Genomic DNA, 17,585 nt, shown 5'->3' with positions numbered 1-17,585 from the left:
GATTTCGATGTGATAATGCTCTCATGTCTTTGTCCGCCACATTCCGAACTCTTTTGCTCGCCGTGTTGTTGGCCGGCGTCTCACCCCCTGTCGATGCCGCAGGACAGACCTGGATACAGATCGACAAGACCGCACGCACGCTCACGCTATTCGAGGGTGACGTGCCGCTGCTGGAATTTCCGGTGGCGCTGGGACGTAACCCCATCGGACCGAAGCGGGAGCAAGGCGACGGCAAGACGCCGGAAGGGCGTTATTTCATTCTCAGTCGCCTGCGCAATAGCCGCTTCCACCGGGCCTTGCAGGTTTCCTATCCCTCCTTGTCCGATCAAATGCTCGCGGATGCGCGCGGAGTGCCGCCCGGCGGACGGATCATGATCCATGGCGTCGGTCCGAACGAGCGCGCCGAGCAACTTCATCCGCTGTTTGACTGGACCGATGGCTGCATCGCTGTCACCGACGAGCAGATCGAGGCGCTGTGGGCCCGAGTACCCGTCGGCACGCCGGTGGACATTCTGCCGTGAGCCTTTTGCACGAGGCGGTGATCTTTCTCGCAGCGGCCGTGGTCGCTGTGCCGCTGGCGCGTTGGTTGGGGCTGGGTGCGGTAATCGGTTATCTGGCCGCGGGCGTCGCGATCGGTCCGGCCGGTCTGGGCCTGGTCGGAGATGTTCACGAGGTGATGCACCTTGCCGAGTTCGGTGTGGTGCTGCTGTTGTTCATTATCGGCCTGGAGCTTCAGCCCAGCCGTCTGTGGGCGCTGCGGCGGCCCATTTTCGTGAACGGGACCGCGCAGATCGGCCTGTCGGCGATACCCATCGCGGCCATCGCCTATTTCGCCGGCCTATCGCCGATGCCTGCGGTATTGATCGGTATTGTGCTGGCCTTGTCGTCCACCGCATTTGCGTTGCAGGCATTGGCGGAACGCGAAGAGCTGACGACTCATCATGGCCGCGCCGCTTTCGCGATTCTGCTGATGCAGGATCTGGCCGTCATCCCGTTGCTGGCGTTGATTCCGGTGTTGGCGCCGGGCGGTGGCGAAGCCTTCGATCCGCTTGATCTGATCAAGACGGTGGCGGTGATTGTCGCCGTGATCGTCGGCGGGCGGACGTTGCTGCGGCCGGTACTGAGAATGGTCTCGGCGTCGCGCACCAACGAGATCTTCACGGCCATGGCGTTGCTGGTGGTCAGCGGAACGGCCCTGGCGATGGAGTGGGCGGGTCTGTCCATGGCCCTTGGTGCGTTCCTGGCGGGCGTGTTGTTGGCAGACTCCGAATACCGCCATGCCCTGGAGGCCGACATCGAGCCGTTCAAGGGGCTGCTGCTCGGTTTGTTCTTCATCTCGGTCGGTATGGGCGTGGATCTGCGCCTGCTGGTCGACGAACCCGCGCCGATACTCTCCATTGCCATCGGGCTGGTGCTAATCAAGGCCGGCGTGCTGTGGACGGTCGGTCGTCTGGCGGGCCTGGATCGCAGCAGCGCGCGCAATTTGGCCATCGCGCTGTCGCAGGGAGGCGAATTCGCCTTCGTGCTGTTTGCCGTGATGGCCGATGTGGCCCTGCTGGACGCGCAGGTGATGAGTCAGCTCATCGTGGCCGTGACGCTGTCCATGGGCCTGACGCCCCTGTTGTTCTTGATCAACGATCATTGGTGGCTGCGCTGGTTTCCGCACACGCGCAAGCCCTTTGATCACATCGAGTCTTCGCACCACAGGGTCATCGTCGCCGGTTTCGGTCGCTTCGGGCAGATCATCGGCCGTGTGTTGCGCGCCCGCGGTATCGCGTTCACAGCGCTGGAACTGGATTCGGACCAGGTCGATTTTGTCCGCCGCTTCGGTAACCGCACCTACTACGGTGACGCGTCTCGTTCGGAGCTGTTGCGGGCGGCCGGCGTGGAGCAGGCCGAGTTGTTCGTACTCGCCGTGCAGGACGAGGCGGCCTCGCTACGCATCGCGCGGGCGGTCCGGGAACTGGCGCCGGAACTGCGCATCATCGCGCGCGCTCGCAACCGGCAGCATGCCTACAAGCTCATGGAGCTGGGGATTCGCGATGTCGTGCGTGACACCTTCGATTCCAGCCTGCGAGCCGCGGGGAATGTGCTGCGAGGCTTGGGCTTCTCCGAAGGTCAGGCCCGTTTCACGACCGAGACCTTTGCGGCCAAGGATGAAGAGCGCCTGTTCGAGGCCTTCGGCTCGCATGACGATCTCGACAAGATGATCGAACTGGCACAACGCTCGGCGAGCGAGTTGGAAAAGTTGTTCGCGGAGGAACATCCCAAGGACGGTCGTCAATCATGAAGCAATGGCCCATTGATCGGGTTCACACGAATCGCGGTGACTTCGCGCTGCGGCGCCGGCAGGGTGACGGGCGCCCCCTGGTACTCATTCATGGCTGGCCGGAGAGCAGTGCGACCTGGACTACGCTGCTGGCGCATCTTCCGGCCGAGCTCGACGTGATCGCGCCCGATCTGCGCGGCTTGGGTGACTCGCCCCGCACGGCGGAGCGTGACGCCTACGGCAAGCAAGCCCTGGCCCAGGATGTACTCGCCGTGGTCCAGGCCTTGGGCATCGATCACTTCGCACTGGTCGGTCACGATTGGGGCGGCATCGTCGCGCAGGAAATCGCGCTGGCCGAGCCCATGCGCGTGACGCATCTGGGCGTGTCGAATATCGCCGTGATCAACAATCTTGACGTTAACCGGCGCATTGCGGGCAAGCCGAATCGGTATGTCTGGTATCAACATTTTCTCAATACAGGACTGCCTGAGGCGCTTATCCCCGGTCGCGAGCGGGCGTTTCTTGAAACATTCCTGCGCATGAGCGGCGACCGCCCGTTCCCGGAGGCGCAGGTCCAGGAGTACGTGCGTTGCTACGCAATACCTGGCACGCCGACCACGGCCGCGAATCTGTATCGGAGCTATCGGAGTGATATCCGGCGATGGGCCAGCCTAGCCGGGCGCCGGTTCGACATGCCGGCTGCCTATATCTATGGGGAGCACGATGTCGTCATTACGCCGGATTACCTCGATGGTCTGGAGGCCTGCTTTCGTGACATTCACATCACCCGGCTCGATGCCGGGCATTTCGTGCAGGAGGAACAGCCGGCCGCATTTGCGGACGCGGTGGTTCAACTGCTGCAGCGCTGACAGGCCCATGCGGCCGCGGAGCGGCTACAATTCCGCGCCATGACTACCGTATTGCAAGATTTTCTCAACCTTCTGGATCTCGAATACCTGGAAGACAATCTGTTCCGGGGCGAGTCTCGTGATCTCGGCGGCCGCAGTGTTTTCGGCGGGCAGGTGCTGGGGCAGGCGCTCGTGGCGGCCACGCGCACCGTGGACGCCGACCGTCCGCCGAACTCCCTGCATGCCTATTTTCTGCGCCCTGGCGACATGGAAGCGCCGATCGTCTACGACGTGGAGCGATCACGCGATGGCGGATCGTTCAGCTGGCGTCGGGTGAAGGCGATTCAGCATGGCCATCAGATCTTTTCGATGATGGCCGCGTTTCACATCGACGAGATCGGCTTCGAGCATCAGGCGGAAATGCCGGATGTGCCGTCGCCGGAGGAACTGGTCGATCAGCAAACCCTCGGCGCCCAATGGATCGACGACGCACCGGAAAAACACCGGGCGCTGCTGACTCGGCCCAGTGCATTCGAATTCCGACCCGTGCATCCGACGAATCCGTTCCGTCCGGAGAAGCAGCCACCGAATCAATCGGTGTGGTTCCGGGCATCCGGCACGCTACCCGATGATCCGATGCTGCACCGTTGTGTGCTCGCCTATGCCAGCGATTACAACCTGTTGGGGACCAGCACGCGACCGCATGGTCGCAATTTCTTGCAGGCCGACATGATCGTCGCCAGCCTGGACCACGCGCTGTGGTTTCATCGGCCATTGCGTGCTGACGACTGGCTGCTCTATCACACGGACAGCCCCAGCGCGCAGGGCGGGCGGGGCATTGCCCGCGGCCTGATCTTCAATCGCGCCGGCACCCTCGTGGCCACGGTGGCGCAAGAAGGGCTGATTCGGGATACGCGGCTGTCAGCCGACTCCAAAGGTTGATTCGATCTCCGGCGGCAGGGGTTCGAGATCGCAGTGACCTGACTGGGTCACCCCGTCATTCACGGTCCGGTCGCATGAAGTAGCCGGATTTCCAGAGGTTTGCTCAATGTCATGTTCCGCCCGGTTGTTGATCCAATGTGCTGACCAGCCCGGCATCGTCGCTGCGGTGACGCGTTTTCTCTTTGAGCACGACGCCAATGTGACGCATCTGGACCAGCATTCCACCGAGATGACGGGTGGGTTGTTCTACATGCGTGCGGAGTTTCAGCTACCGGACCTCGAACCGCCCAACGCGGCGCTGCGCACGGCCTTCGCGGCCCAGGTGGGTGATCCCTTCGACATGCATTGGTCGATGGTCGATGCCGGGGTGAAAAAGCGGATGGTGATTTTTGCCTCCCGCACCGAACACACCTTGCAGGAGTTGTTATGGCGCCATGCTCGGGGCGATCTGGCTGCCGAGATCACCGCGGTGATCTCGAACCATGCCGCCACAGCCGTTCACGCAGAGCGCTTTGGCGTGCCGTTTCGGCACATCCCGGTCACACCGGACTCCAGGGCTGACGCCGAGCAGGCAGCGTTGGAGATTATCGGCCAGGACACCGATCTGATCGTGCTGGCGCGCTACATGCAGATTCTCTCTCCGGCGTTCGTGGACCGGTTTCCGCAACGCATCATTAACATCCACCATAGTTTTCTCCCTGCCTTCGTGGGCGCCGATCCGTACCGGCAGGCCTATGAGCGCGGTGTCAAGCTCATCGGTGCTACCGCGCATTACGTGACATCGGAGCTGGATCAGGGCCCGATCATCGAACAGGATGTCAGTCGTGTTACCCACCGCGATGATGTAAATGCACTGCGGGCCATGGGGCGCGACATCGAGCGCCGTGTGCTTGCTCGAGCGGTTCACTGGCATCTGGAGGACCGGGTCATCGTGTCCGGCGCCCGGACCGTGGTGTTTCGCTAATTGGCTTGACGGCGATCAGCGTCAGCATCCACCCAAATCGCATAGCTCGCTCGCAAGCGAACGGCATCGTCTAGATCGCGGCCGCCGACGTCGATGTCCAGCGGCCAGCGCGCGCGCCCGGTCGCCTCGAGGCTGCCCAGCACCTCGGCCCGCGCCGCGGTGTCGCTACGGCATCGCGCCCGCAGCGTAGACCGGACCGGTTGACGAAAACGGGTGTGGGCATCGTAGACGGCGCACTGTGCCGTGGCGTCGAACTCAAAGGCGAGCCGCTGCGTCAGCATCCAGCCCGCGAGCAGGCCCAGGCCGTTCAGGCTCCCCGCGAAGGCCGTGGCCTTGTCGTTCTGGTTCCGCTCCAGAGGCGCCACGAGCAGCACCTCGTCTGGCGACAGCGCCACGCATTCCACGCCTACCGCCTTTAGCGCCGGCATGGTCGCGCACATCGATTCCAACAGGCTGAGGGTTCGGGCTTGTGCATCCATGGCGAGAGTGTACGAGCGGCGGAGGTGACATGCGCTCGCTCGGGGACTCTCCACAGATTCGAATCCGAACGCGTTGATCGCTCGAATGAATCCATCTGGCCTTATGCACGTGACAGACGAACGAAAGCTGGTAGGGTTGAATTTCCCACGGGAGGGGCGTTAACCCAACCATCAATGCTTGGGCAACTGGGGATTCGAGGATCAGACCGGCGTGAGCGGGACGTGCCGGTCCCATGAAATCCGTTGATGAATTTAAGGAGAGTAACCACATGTTGAAGACGTCAACTCATGCGCGGACTGCCAAGGTATTGGCAGTGGCCGGGCTAGGACTGCTGTTGCCCTTCGGTGCGGCGATGGCGACAGATTACGTCGTCGATACCGATGCCGATGGTATCGATGACACCGACGGACTGATCTCACTGCGCGAGGCCATCATGGCCGCGAACACCGACACAGCGGTCGGTGACGCGCCTGCTGGTGAGCCCGACGGCGACACCATCAGTTTCGACGCGGGCAACCCGATCACCGGCGGTGGGATCGATTCGATCACCCTGTTGTCGCCGCTGCAGATCTCGGACGATGTCAGCATTACTGGCAACGCGGATATTCTTTCTGGCACAACGACCACGATCACCGGCGGTGACGCCGCCCAGCTCTTCGTTGTCGATGCGTCGGCTGGTGCTGGCGAAACCACGGCAGTCAGCTTCACCGATCTGATGCTCACCGAGGCGCTTGCGGCCTCGGGTGCCGCCCTGCAGATCGCCGCAGGTAGCACCGTGACGTTGACCGATGTCGATGTGACCGACAGTGTCACGACCGGTGGCGATGCCGGCATGGGCGGCGCCGTGTTCAACGACGGCAGTTTGACGATTAGCGGCGGTACATTCTCTGGCAACGCCGCCAGCGGAATGGCCGGTAGTGGCGGTGCCTTGTTGTCCAACGGCATGCTGACCGTCTCGGACACCAGCTTCGAGAACAACACGGCCAATCGCGCAGGTGGCGCCGTGGAACTCGGCGGCAGTTCCTCCAGCAGCTTCACCGACGTGACCATGTCGGGCAACTCGCATGTGGCCCCAATGCCAGGAAACGGTGGCGCGTTGCATATTTCAGGTAGCGGCGCCGCGACGCTCAGTGGCGGGACCTACGACAACAACACGGCCGGTAGCGAGGGCGGTGCGCTTTGGAACAGTGCCGGCGCCATGACCATTACGGGCGCGGCCAGCTTCAGTGGCAACGAAGCACTCGGATCCGCCGCCGACAACGGCGGTGGGGCCCTGTTCAACAATGGCGGCACCCTGTCGGTTGATGGTGCAACGCTGGATGGCAACGCAGCTTCCGGTGCTGCCGGCTCCGGTGGTGCGATCTTCAACAACGGCGGTACGTTAACGGTCACCAACAGCACGATTAGCAACAACACCGCCAATCGAGCGGGCGGCGGCATCGAAGACAATGCCGCGGATACGCCAACGACCGTCATTCTTCAGGCCACTGATTTCACCGGAAACTCGGTGTCGGGCATCGATGATGCCGGAACGATCACGGCTGGTAACGGCGGCGCTGTGCACATCACGGGCAACGGCACCTTCACCGCCGACGGCGGAACGGTGTCGGGCAACACGGCCTTCGCCGAAGGTGGCGGCTTCTGGAACGGTTCCGGGTCGATGGCGCTGAGCGGCGTCAGCTTTGACGCGAATGCGGCCAACGGCGACGACGCCGACAATGGCGGTGGCGCCCTGTTCAACAAGGGCGGCGTGATTACGCTGGATCTGGACACGTCCATCACCGGTAACACCGCGTTGGGCGTTTCTGGTTCTGGCGGGGGCATCTTCAACGATGACGGCCGCATTATCGCCGTGGGCGCAACGATCACCGGCAACCTGGCGAATCGTGCGGGCGGCGGGATTGAGGACAAGATCACCAACTCCACGCCCTCTGCACAGATGCCGTCCATCTTGCTGACCAATGTCACGCTGGATGGCAACGGCGCAGGGACGGATGCGGCAGGGGCCCCATCGGCCGATGCCAATCCCGGTAACGGCGGCGGTCTGCATGTGAGTGGGCCCGGTTACGTGCTGGTCAACTCCGGTACCGTCTCGGGTAACTTTGCTGCCCGCGAGGGTGGTGGTTTGTGGAACAACGCGGCACCCAGCACCCTGGGCGTCTCGGGCACGACGTTCGACGCCAACACCGCATTGGGTAGCGACAGCGAGAACCCGGTCGGCGGCGGTGCCTTGTTCAACAAGGGCGGCGTGATGGCTGTGGCCAATGCCACCATCATGAACAACGCCGCGACCGGCGAAACCGGTGGTTCCGGCGGTGGGATTCTCAATAGCGGCGGCCAGCTGGCCGTGTCTGGCACGCAGTTCTCGGGCAATACCGCGGTTCGCGCCGGCGGTGCCATTGAGGACAACTCCACCAGCGGCTCGACCACGGTGGATCTCTTCAACGTCACGATGGATGCCAACGTGGTGGGACCGACGCCAGGCAATGGCGGTGGCCTGCATGTCACGGGCATGGCCAGCGCGGTGACGGTCGATCGTTCTCAGGTCTCGAACAATACGGCGGCCAACGAAGGCGGCGGTCTCTGGAATTTCCAGAACTCGACCTTGAACGTGTACAACTCGACCGTCTTCGGCAATGCCGCCACTGCCACCCATGGTGGGGGCGTGTTCTCCCAGCCGGCGGCGACGACGAATCTGATCAACGTGACCATCGCCTCCAACACGGCGGGGGACAGCGGCGGTGGCGTCTTCGTCAGCGATACGGCCATCACCACCGCGGTGAATACGCTCATCGGCGACAACGTGGCCACGACGGCCGGCCCGGATGTATTCGGCAGCCTGGGCGGAACTGGCTACAACCTGGTCGAAGACGACTCCGATGCCACGTTGAGCGGATCCAGCAATGTGGTGGGTGAAGACCCGCTGCTCGACGCGAATGGCTTGCAGGCCAATGGTGGCCCCACCATGACTGTGGCGTTGCAGGCGGGCAGCCCCGCCGTGGACGCAGCATTGGGTAGCGTTTGTGCAGGCTCCGAAATCGGTAACTTCGATCAGCGCGGCATCCAGGACGTTCGGCCGTTCGACGGCGACAACGACGGAACCGCTGATTGCGACATCGGTGCTTTTGAGTTGAACAACGCGCCAGTGATGTCGGTGACGGCCACCGCCACGACCGACGTTTCGGTTGCGCCCGATGCAACTGGCGTCGTCGCGCTGGGCTACACGCTGAGCAATGAGTCGGACGAATCTGTGAGCTACACCGGCTTCGCGGGATCACTAGGGGGTACGGGCGACTTTGATGATGTCGCCAGTGCAGCCATCGTGCTCGACGCCAATGCCAACGGTGCAGTGGATGACGGCGAGGTCGCCATCGCGGGCAGCGTGAGCTTCAACGCAAGCGCCGGCACATTCACGGCCAGCTTCGATGCCGCCAGAACGCTGGATTCGGCCGCGGCCGAGAGCCTGATCGTCACCGTCGATTTCGGTACGACAACGGCTTCGGTTCTTGGCATGCAGATGTTTGCGGGCAGCGGTTTGATGCTGATCGGTCTGGCCGGGGCGGCCGGTTTGTCACGTCGCAAGCTGCTGCTTGTCGCGGTGGTTGCCGGTGTGGCCTCGCTGACCGCCTGTGGTGGTAGCAGTTCGTTCTCCGGCGGCGATGATGGCGACCCGGCGACGATCACCTACCGGATGACGCTGACCAGCGTCGCGGCGACGGGTGACGATACCGGTAGCGCCGCCCAAGTGGCGGGTCTGCCGGTCTCCGGTCCGTTGATTACCATCAACAACAGCTAGGGCGTCAATCCAACGCCAAAAAAAGCCGGGGCAAGAGCCCCGGCTTTTTTATGTGCGTTACAAACAATTAGCTGTCGTCGTCGCGGGTCGACTCCACCAGATCGTCGCGCGACAAGCTCGTGTCGTTGAACTTGTAACCCTGGATCGTGAAGATCCGGCCAGACGTACGCTGCGCCGCACGGGTCAGTTCGGAATCTGCCTCGTCGGCGGCTGCGATATCCAGACGCAGCAATCTATCGTCGCCGGCCTCGGCCGTTTGCACGGTGACCGTGCTGCCGTCACCGAGCGTAAACACCTGTTGCGACCAGCCATCGGCCGGTACCTGGGCATTCTCCTCAGCATCATTTGCGAGCACGTCTTCCAGCCGCAGGTTCTGCAACACGCGGCCGACACGCGCCACTGTTGCCGCTTTTTCCGCTTCGTCGTCTGTCAGGTCTTCCAGGCCCAGGTCCTCGCCATCGCGCCGTAGCGAGTATGGCGTTCCATCCGCCGGCGTGGCCTGCACGGCTTCGATATCCCCCGGCGCCACGTTGATCAAGCTCTTGTCCAGCCATTGCGTGATGTCGGCGCTGGCGACCAGTACGCGATCGGCCAGCGCGCTGGTGTCGCCGCCCACCAGCCGTACATAAGTGCCGCGCGGCTGGCTGGCGTTCTTGCCGAGCAGGATGCCGGCCAGTTGCTGGTCGCCGGCCCAGATCAGGATCTGCTTGTTGGCGGTCTCGCCGGTGCCGTGATCCTGCACGCCGAGTCGTTCGTAGAGCGTCGGGTTGCTGGTCTTTTCCTCCAGTGTCGAGGCTTCGGACAAGCTGATCAGCAGCTCACGGATATTGCCGATGTCCGCGGGATAGTCACGTTCGCCGACGCGCCAGCGTTCCTGTTCTCGCACGAGCGTGACGGTCTGATCGGCATCACCCTGGATGCGGATTCGGCTGACATCGTTCAGCTGCTCGGCCAGCGTCGGCAGCAGCGGTTGGCCGTCGTTGACCTCGCCGGGGTGGCGGTCGCCGAGGGCGACGGCGGCGAGGACCAATATGGCGGCCAGCGCCAATCCGGCAAAAAACGTTTGCGATTTCATGGGGCTCTCCGATGGGCGCGACGCCAGCCGATGACCAGCGCGCCGAGGGCGAGCAACAACGGCACCAGGCCGATGTTGATGAATTTCAGGGTCGTGCCGAGGCGTTCGATGTCCTTGTTCAGCTCGTGCTGGACATCACGGAGCTGCCGGCGAATCCGCAGCTTCTCCTCGCGGAACTGCTCGATCGCGTCCTGTTGCTCGGGCGTGAGAATGAAGGCATCGCCTTCGGTCCCCTGGCTTTGCAGTTCGGTGATCTTGCGTTCGGTCTCACGTAACGCGGCCTGCAGTTCCTGCTCGGTATCCAGGTAGCGGCCTTCTGCCTGGCGCTTGAGTTGTTCGACGACCTCGAAGGGGCGCGAAAAACTGGCGCGGGCGCGGATGCCGATCAGGTCGGACGACCCCAGCAGATTGTCCACGGCATTGATCGCCAGATCGCCATTGCTGGCAAAGGGCGTTGCCATCGTCTGGCCGAAGAAGCTTTGCACCTGCACCCAGAGGTTGTCTCGCAACAGGTCGGTATCGGCCACCACGACCAGGTTGATCGGCTCGGCAGATTCGCTTAGGTGATCCGGGTTTTCCATCGCCTCGGGTGGTGTTTCGCCGTAGGCAGACGGCGCATTGCCCCGCAGGCGTACCGCGAGGGCATAGCGATCGCCGGTCGGCGAGAACCCGCGCCGGAGATTGTTCGGGTCCATACCCGGCTGGATTCGGAATGCCGGAATCAAGGCGGACTGGGCGCTGGACTGGATGATCGGGGTGATCTCCAGCGATGCGTCCGGCGCCGTGGTCAGTGCGCCGGCATAGCCGAAGTTCACCGCGTCCAGCCCCTGGGTGATCACGTCGTCCTGACTCAGCATGTCGCCACCCAGGCCGATCAGGCCCAGGTGGTAAGACGGCGCGCCGCCGCGCGATTGCACGGCCAGCGCGTTCGCGCCGTCGACCACAATCTGCTGCGCATCCATGGTCACGCCCCAGGCGCCGAGCAGACTGGCGAGGTCTGAACTCGTCGGCTTGGGATCATCGGCCATGCCCATCGACCCCTGGGCGGCGGTTTCGGCGAAGGGATCAACGAAGACCAGCGTACCGCCCCCATCCAGCACGAACTGGTCGATGGCGTAGAGCAACGCTTCGGACAAGCCGGCCGGGTGGACGATCATCAGCGATTCCACATCCTCGGGAATCGACTCGGCGTCCGGCTCGATATCGCGCAGATCAAAGAACTGCCGCAGTTGATCCAGGATCATCCACTCCCGGCCAGGTTGCATGGTCTGCGGGTCAAACCCTCCGCCCATGTCCAGGCCGCTGATCAGGCCTAGCGTCGGCTTGAACTGCTGCGACAGCTGGTAGATCAGCTTGGCCAGATCGTATTCCAGCAGCGATTCCTGATTGAGCTGGAAGAACGGGATGGTCTGCACCTCATCCACGGAATTCGTTCCGGCCAGCCCAAAGTAGAGCGTCTCGCCAGCATCCAGCGGCACGCCCTGCAAGCCGAATTCCGCGGCGCGGTCTTCGGATTCGGAGAACGGCTCCGGGTCGATTTCGGTCAGACGAACCTGATCGCCGCCGATGTCTTCCATCGCCCGCAGCATCTCCCGCACCCGCGCCGCGTAGGTGCTGATCGTCGGCACATCGCTGGCCGCCTCGCGCGAGTAGAAGAAGTACAGGTTAATCGGTTCATCCAGGTCGCGAAGAATGTTTTTCGCGCCGTCGGACAGGGTGTAGAGATTGTTTTTCGTGAGGTCCACGCGGGCGCCGGAGAGCAGCGTGTTGGCCAGGGCGATGACGGCAAGGGCGATCACCGCGACCAGCGCCAGACCCCATCGCGAGAAGAGTTTGGTCTGGTTCATGTTATTCCGCTTTCTTGAGGTCGATCAGCATCGCGCCGGCAACCAGCCAGGCGGTGATGACGACGATGAAGTAGACGAGGTCGTTGGCAGCCAGCACGCCCTTGCTAATCGCCTGGAAATGCGACAGGAAGGACAGCGAGGACACCAGCTCCACCAAACCCACGGGCGCCCAGCCGGAGAAGGCATCGAGCACCAGCGGAAAGCCGGCCAGCGTGAACAGCAGGCAGACGACCAGCGTCGCGACGAAGGCGATGACCTGGTTCTTGGTCAGCGCGGAGATGCAGGCGCCCACCGACAGATAGGCCCCCGCCATCAGCCAGCTGCCGATGTAGCTGGCGACAATGACGCCGTGGTCGGGTGCACCGAGATAGGCGACCGTCAGCCACATCGGGAACGTCAGGGCCAGGGCGATGCCGAGAAAGACCCAGGCGGCCAGGAACTTGCCCAGCACCGCCTGCCACATGGTCACCGGCAAGGTCAGCAACAGCTCGATGGTTCCGGACTTGCGTTCCTCCGCCCAGAGGCGCATCGCAATCGCCGGTACCAGCAGCAGGTAAAGCCATGGATGGAACGTGAAAAACGGTTGCAGGTCGGCCTGGCCGCGCTCGTAGAAATTACCCAGATAGAACGTGAACACGCCGGTTAGCGCGAGGTAGATCACAATGAACACGACGGCCAGTGGCGTCGCGAAATAAGCGGCGAGTTCACGTTGGAACAAGGTCTTGACGTGGTTCATTACGCGGCCTCCGTGAGCGTGCGGAACACGTCGTCCAGACGGCCCGGCTCCTGAAAGATCGAGTGGGTCTGCCAGCCTTTTTCGCGAGCCATCTGGTTGACCGGTGCGATCAGGCTAACCCCGGATTGCGGGAACACGGTGACGCCGCGCGTGGTCTTCTCGACCGTATCGACGCCGTCCAGCGACTGCAGCGCGCTGGCGGCTTCATCGACAGCGTCCAGGTGTACGGTCACCGCCTGGTGGTAGCGCGACCGGGCGCTCAGCTCCTCCGGCGTGCCATCGAATAGCGCCCGCCCCTTGGCGATCAGCATCGCGCGGGTACAAACGGCCGGCACTTCCTCCAGGATGTGTGTCGACACGACGATGACCTTGTCCTTCGCCATGCTCTGAATCAGCTTGCGAACCTCGTGCTTCTGATTGGGGTCCAGGCCATCGGTGGGTTCGTCGAGAATCAGCACCTGCGGGTCGTGAAGAATCGCCTGAGCGAGTCCGACACGTCGCTTGTAGCCCTTGGACAAGGCGTCGATCGGCCGGTCGACCACCGCCTGCAACTGGATCGTGTCGATCACGGCGTCGATCCGCTGGCTGATCTGCGCCGCGGGGATCTCGCGAATCCTGGCGATGAACCGCAGGAACTGGGTCACGGTCATGTCGCCGTAGGCGGGAGCGCCCTCGGGCAGATAACCCAGCGCGCGCTTGGCGGCGACGGTATCGGTTTGAATGTCGTGACCGCAGATGCTCGCGGTTCCGGAGGAAGGGGTTAAAAACCCGGTGATCATTTTCATCGTGGTCGATTTGCCCGCGCCGTTAGGGCCGAGAAACCCGAGCACTTCGCCCGGTCCGACCTCGAACGACAGCTGATCGACCGCCACCAGCGCCCCGAAGCGCCGGCTCAGTGACTGAACATTCAGCATCCCTGTCTCACTCTTCTTGGTGTTGAAAGTGGCCCCGCTTGTCTGCGCGTGGCAGCAACAAGCCGTCGCGTCGGGTTTCGCGCCCGAATCACGATGTCGCGCTGTTGGGGGCTGTGTTGTGGATTTTCAAGCCGCCGGAAAGTTCCGCGCCGGCCGCATCGAGCGACCGGCGCCGGGTAGGTGCCTCACCGACCGGCTGCGTTACTCTAGCCGCATTCACTCAAGAGTTGGTGTAGGAGACCTCATGGCCGAGACATCCGGTTCCCTGGCAGGGAAGACTTTATTCGTATCCGGCGCATCGCGTGGCATCGGGCTGGCGATTGCACTGCGGGCGGCGAAAGACGGCGCCAACGTCGCTATTGCGGCGAAAACCGACAAGCCGCATCCAAAGCTGCCCGGCACGATTCACACGGCTGCTGAAGAGATCGAGGCGGCAGGCGGCAAGGCGCTGCCGGTGGTCTGCGATATTCGCGATGAAGATGCCGTACAGGCCGCCGTGGACCAGACGGTCGAGACCTTCGGCGGCATCGACATCTGTGTGAACAACGCCAGCGCCATCATGCTGACCGGCACGCTGGATACGCCGATGAAGCGCTACGACCTGATGCACCAGATCAACGGTCGCGGCACCTACCTGGTGAGCCGCTGCTGCATCCCGCATCTGAAAAAAGCAGCCAATCCGCATGTGCTGAATCTGTCGCCGCCGCTGGACATGGACCCGAAATGGTTTGCGCCGCATCCCGCGTATTCGCTGGCGAAGTACACGATGAGCATCTACGCCATGGCAATGGCGGAGGAGTTCAAGCGCGACGGCATCGCGTTCAACACGCTTTGGCCGCGTACCGCGATCGCGACGGCTGCCGTGGCAAACCTGCTGGGCGGCGACATGCTGGTGGCGAAGAGCCGCACGCCGGAGATCATGGCGGATGCCGCTCATGTCATCCTGACCAAGCCGTCGCGCGAGTTCACCGGCCAGCATTGCATGGACGACATCGTGCTCTACGACGCCGGTGTCCGCGATTTCAGCCAGTACCAGGTGAACCCCGACGAAACCGAGCTCGCGCCTGATTTCTTCGTGCCGGACGATCTGCCGCCGCCGCCCGGCTCCTTGCCGGGCACGATGGGCGGCAAGCTGGGCCACTAAGACTCCCGCTGCCTTGGCCAGTCCCTACATCACCCCCCAGGGTCACGCGCGGCTGCGTGACGAGCTCGACCACCTCTGGCGCCGTCGCCGGCCCGAGGTCGTCCGCGCCTTGTCCGCGGCCGCGGCCGAGGGTGACCGCTCCGAGAACGCCGAATACATCTATCGCAAGAAGGAACTGCGCGAGATCGATCGGCGCGTGCGCTACCTGACCAAGCGCCTGGATGAACTCAAGATGGTCGACCGTCTGCCAGACGACCGCAGCCGCGTGTTCTTCGGGGCCTGGTTCACGGTCGCGGACGAAGCCGGTGACGAGCACGGGTATCGCATAGTGGGGACCGACGAGATCGATTCCGACCGGCGCTGGATTAGCGTGGACTCCCCGATGGCCCGGGCGGTGCGTGGCAAGGCCAGCGGCGATATCACCGTGGTTCAGCTGCCCGCCGGGCCTGCTGAATTCGAAGTGACTGACGTGCGATACGACGATCCGCAGGCGTTGGATGAGGGGAAATCCAGCCGCCTTGCCCGTTCCTGAGCAGGGCAGGCAATCCGTGACCGACCAGGGAGTCCACTCGATGTCCAAAGCTCAACGCTATCTGCCGGTGCTGCGGTCGTAGACAGCACGATAACCGCGTCATATTGATCTCATCTCAGCAGAACGATGCGATTCGAGCAGCCTATGCATCTGGGTGGAGTCGGTTGGTTTTCGTGTCTGGGAAAGTCGGTACGGTTCACTATGTTCCTATGTTCCGGGCGGCCCATCTCCCTTGGATGCCGCCGCCCGTGAAATCGAATGAAGCGCCGTATCCAGCTCAGATACGACTGCTCCGTACGGATACTGTAATGTTTGACACGTAGCTGATGCTGAACTTCCGTCAGCAACATCTTTGGTCGAGTCTGCATGACAAGCCACCGGATGAACCTGACGCCTAATAACGGAATTGACACATGAAAGCGGACACCACGGGCCATCTCGGCGTGATTATGCGTCATGAGGCAATAACGCATTATTCAATCATGATGCCGAATAGGCGTTAGCCGTCAAAATAATCGAGGAACAGAGACCTAATGCGAGAAAAAATGAAGGTACACGCATTTGGCGTGTCCCCAGTAGAGAGCTGTGAACCTCTGGAAGTTCTATTGCAGGAGATTTCTGCGTGCAGCCTCCCAGATCGGGTGCGAAGCGTTGGTAGCAACGATTATCGAGTTGAAGACATACGTAAAAAAGACGGCTTTTGGCTTGTTGATTTCGTGAAGTTCCGCGAGGAACACGGCCCGGGTGCCGCCTCGAAGGCAACTCCTGTTCGCGGATTCGACTTTGAGGAGAACGAAGTATTTTCTGAAGAAACCGCGATGCTGTATGACCCGAAAACGAAGCATGCAGTCCTCCAGTACAACCACTACGGAGCCAGAGTTGGATCGATTCAGGAATACTTCAACTGCTTCGCAGATGATGAAATTTATGTCTATGAATTTCGTCCAAAATACGACGAAGATGCGGAGCGCAGATTTAAGCAACGCGCGGCGACGAGAAATATTACGTTTGCTATCGATCCACGTTTTCTGAATCAGAAAGATCGAGAGAAAGGCACAGCGCTAGCTCAAGCGATTGAAATTGGTGAATCTTCCAACGGCGCAAGAGTCGAACTCACGATCTCTGCAGGTCACGAGAGAAAAAGATATCTATCAAAATTTATTGACAAAACAGCGGTTGCGCTTAAGCTCAAGGCAGAAAACAATCCTGACGCAGTACCAAAACTACAGGTCGGCATACTTCCTAACCTCGATTCCGCAGTCGAGACCGTTGACTTAATCGCCCAGCGCCTGAGCTTAACGTTTGAAAAAATCGAGGTTGGTGAAGACCTACGCTTTCCAAGAAAGGCGCGTTACAAAGCTTTACGTCGAGCCTTCAATGGCTGGAAAAAATTGTTTTAACCGTGGCGCTGTTTCTTGAGCGGGTCTACCCGTATGTTGTCGCCTTTGCAGCTGGCCTCCTCTGGTTTCGGTTCGGCGCGTCGTTACCGCCCGGCCCAGATATCTTGGGGTCTTCGTTGACTGTCGGAGCGATTCTTACCGGCTTCCTGGCCACAGCCAAGGCTATCCTTATGGCGCTGGACTCGCCAGTAATGAATCGCATCCGAGATACCGAGTATATAAAAGATTTAGTGTCGTACTTGAGCCAGGCGGTCTGGTTAAGCTTTCTATTTTGTGGTATCTCGCTAATCGGTTATTTTGTAGACACTGCGAATTTCTATTTCGGCCTCGTCTGGATTTTTGTCGCCGTGGCAATGGCTGCTGCGTTTATCCGCGTAGTCAACATCATGCTCAAGATTCTGCGCCACACTCCAGCATGACGGCTAACAATTGCATAGAGCGGGACGTGTTTTCCGCTACGCGCTTCGCGCTGCGCTCCAAAAACGCCCCTCATGCACGGCGTTGGGCATCATGAAACGATATTTAGTGTCTTCTCTTGCTCTGAGCGCCTTCTCTATCGTGGGCGCAGTTACCGCGGCCGAAGTTGCACTATTTGATCGTGAATTCCCGCTGCCCGCAGGCTGTGTACTGTTTCCAGC

16 protein-coding genes are annotated in these 17,585 nt (G+C 61.8%); 10 read left to right on the top strand and 6 right to left on the bottom strand.

Annotated elements, in window-relative coordinates; genetic code table 11:
* Positions 1-23: 23 nt before the first annotated feature.
* From ACE1EY_RS00970 to purU, 5 genes are all read left to right on the top strand, one after another.
* The gene (locus ACE1EY_RS00970) at positions 24-521 is read left to right on the top strand and encodes a L,D-transpeptidase (protein ID WP_291513240.1); all 498 of its coding nucleotides are present in this window, start codon (positions 24-26) and stop codon (positions 519-521) included.
* Positions 518-2,290 (top strand): monovalent cation:proton antiporter-2 (CPA2) family protein, encoded by a 1,773-nt coding sequence (locus ACE1EY_RS00965; RefSeq protein ID WP_291513241.1) that lies wholly within the window; start codon positions 518-520, stop codon positions 2,288-2,290. The genes ACE1EY_RS00970 and ACE1EY_RS00965 overlap by 4 nt, the downstream gene beginning before the upstream one ends.
* Positions 2,287-3,138: an alpha/beta fold hydrolase gene (locus ACE1EY_RS00960; protein WP_370299229.1), complete on the top strand. Its 852-nt coding sequence runs from the start codon at positions 2,287-2,289 to the stop codon at positions 3,136-3,138. Before ACE1EY_RS00965 ends, ACE1EY_RS00960 begins: the two co-directional genes overlap by 4 nt.
* Before the next feature lie 39 nt (positions 3,139-3,177).
* Complete coding sequence (tesB, locus tag ACE1EY_RS00955; protein ID WP_291513243.1) at positions 3,178-4,059, top strand: acyl-CoA thioesterase II; 882 nt, start codon at positions 3,178-3,180, stop codon at positions 4,057-4,059.
* A gap of 106 nt (positions 4,060-4,165) precedes the next feature.
* The gene (gene purU / locus ACE1EY_RS00950) at positions 4,166-5,023 is read left to right on the top strand and encodes a formyltetrahydrofolate deformylase (RefSeq protein WP_291513244.1); all 858 of its coding nucleotides are present in this window, start codon (positions 4,166-4,168) and stop codon (positions 5,021-5,023) included.
* Here the strand turns inward: purU and ACE1EY_RS00945 are convergent.
* On the bottom strand, positions 5,020-5,502 hold the full coding sequence (locus ACE1EY_RS00945; RefSeq protein WP_291513245.1) for a YiiD C-terminal domain-containing protein: 483 nt from the start codon (positions 5,500-5,502) through the stop codon (positions 5,020-5,022). The two genes, purU and ACE1EY_RS00945, sit on opposite strands and share 4 nt — an antisense overlap.
* 269 nt (positions 5,503-5,771) lie before the next feature.
* Between ACE1EY_RS00945 and ACE1EY_RS00940 the strand changes: the two genes are divergently transcribed.
* Complete coding sequence (locus ACE1EY_RS00940; RefSeq protein WP_291513246.1) at positions 5,772-9,299, top strand: choice-of-anchor Q domain-containing protein; 3,528 nt, start codon at positions 5,772-5,774, stop codon at positions 9,297-9,299.
* A gap of 67 nt (positions 9,300-9,366) precedes the next feature.
* On the opposite strand, the gene ACE1EY_RS00935 is transcribed toward ACE1EY_RS00940, so the two are convergent.
* Genes ACE1EY_RS00935 through ACE1EY_RS00920 form a run of 4 tightly spaced genes read right to left on the bottom strand, consistent with a single transcriptional unit; the run spans position 9,367 to position 13,871 of the window.
* Positions 9,367-10,374, bottom strand: coding sequence for a DUF4340 domain-containing protein (locus tag ACE1EY_RS00935; RefSeq protein ID WP_291513247.1), 1,008 nt, complete (start codon positions 10,372-10,374; stop codon positions 9,367-9,369).
* A complete protein-coding gene (locus ACE1EY_RS00930) occupies positions 10,371-12,221 on the bottom strand; it encodes a Gldg family protein (RefSeq protein WP_370299228.1) in 1,851 nt (616 codons plus the stop codon). The genes ACE1EY_RS00935 and ACE1EY_RS00930 overlap by 4 nt, the downstream gene beginning before the upstream one ends.
* 1 nt (position 12,222) lies before the next feature.
* The gene (locus ACE1EY_RS00925; RefSeq protein ID WP_291513249.1) at positions 12,223-12,957 is read right to left on the bottom strand and encodes an ABC transporter permease subunit; all 735 of its coding nucleotides are present in this window, start codon (positions 12,955-12,957) and stop codon (positions 12,223-12,225) included.
* Positions 12,957-13,871: an ABC transporter ATP-binding protein gene (locus ACE1EY_RS00920; RefSeq protein ID WP_370299227.1), complete on the bottom strand. Its 915-nt coding sequence runs from the start codon at positions 13,869-13,871 to the stop codon at positions 12,957-12,959. Before ACE1EY_RS00920 ends, ACE1EY_RS00925 begins: the two co-directional genes overlap by 1 nt.
* A 244-nt stretch (positions 13,872-14,115) precedes the next feature.
* Here ACE1EY_RS00920 and ACE1EY_RS00915 point away from each other — a divergent pair, with 244 nt between their 5' ends.
* Both ACE1EY_RS00915 and greB read left to right on the top strand, forming a co-directional pair.
* Positions 14,116-15,015: an SDR family oxidoreductase gene (locus ACE1EY_RS00915; protein ID WP_370299226.1), complete on the top strand. Its 900-nt coding sequence runs from the start codon at positions 14,116-14,118 to the stop codon at positions 15,013-15,015.
* A 13-nt stretch (positions 15,016-15,028) separates the two neighbouring features.
* Positions 15,029-15,547, top strand: coding sequence for a transcription elongation factor GreB (greB, locus tag ACE1EY_RS00910; RefSeq protein WP_370299225.1), 519 nt, complete (start codon positions 15,029-15,031; stop codon positions 15,545-15,547).
* Positions 15,548-15,657: 110 nt separating this feature from the next.
* Here the strand turns inward: greB and ACE1EY_RS00905 are convergent, their stop codons facing one another.
* Positions 15,658-15,897, bottom strand: a complete 240-nt coding sequence (locus tag ACE1EY_RS00905) for a phage integrase N-terminal SAM-like domain-containing protein (protein WP_370299224.1) — start codon at positions 15,895-15,897, stop codon at positions 15,658-15,660.
* A gap of 183 nt (positions 15,898-16,080) precedes the next feature.
* Between ACE1EY_RS00905 and ACE1EY_RS00900 the strand changes: the two genes are divergently transcribed.
* Entirely contained in the window at positions 16,081-16,947 is an 867-nt protein-coding gene (locus ACE1EY_RS00900; RefSeq protein ID WP_370299223.1) for a DUF6731 family protein, read from the top strand.
* Positions 16,948-16,949: 2 nt separating this feature from the next.
* On the top strand, positions 16,950-17,366 hold the full coding sequence (locus ACE1EY_RS00895; RefSeq protein WP_370299222.1) for a hypothetical protein: 417 nt from the start codon (positions 16,950-16,952) through the stop codon (positions 17,364-17,366).
* Positions 17,367-17,585 lie beyond the last annotated feature (219 nt).

The sequence above is a fragment of the Abyssibacter sp. genome, assembly GCF_964229365.1.
Classification (GTDB): Bacteria; Pseudomonadota; Gammaproteobacteria; order Nevskiales; family OUC007; genus Abyssibacter.
The sequence above is the reverse complement of the archived record's forward strand: the minus strand, read 5'-3'. Positions and strand labels throughout refer to the sequence as shown.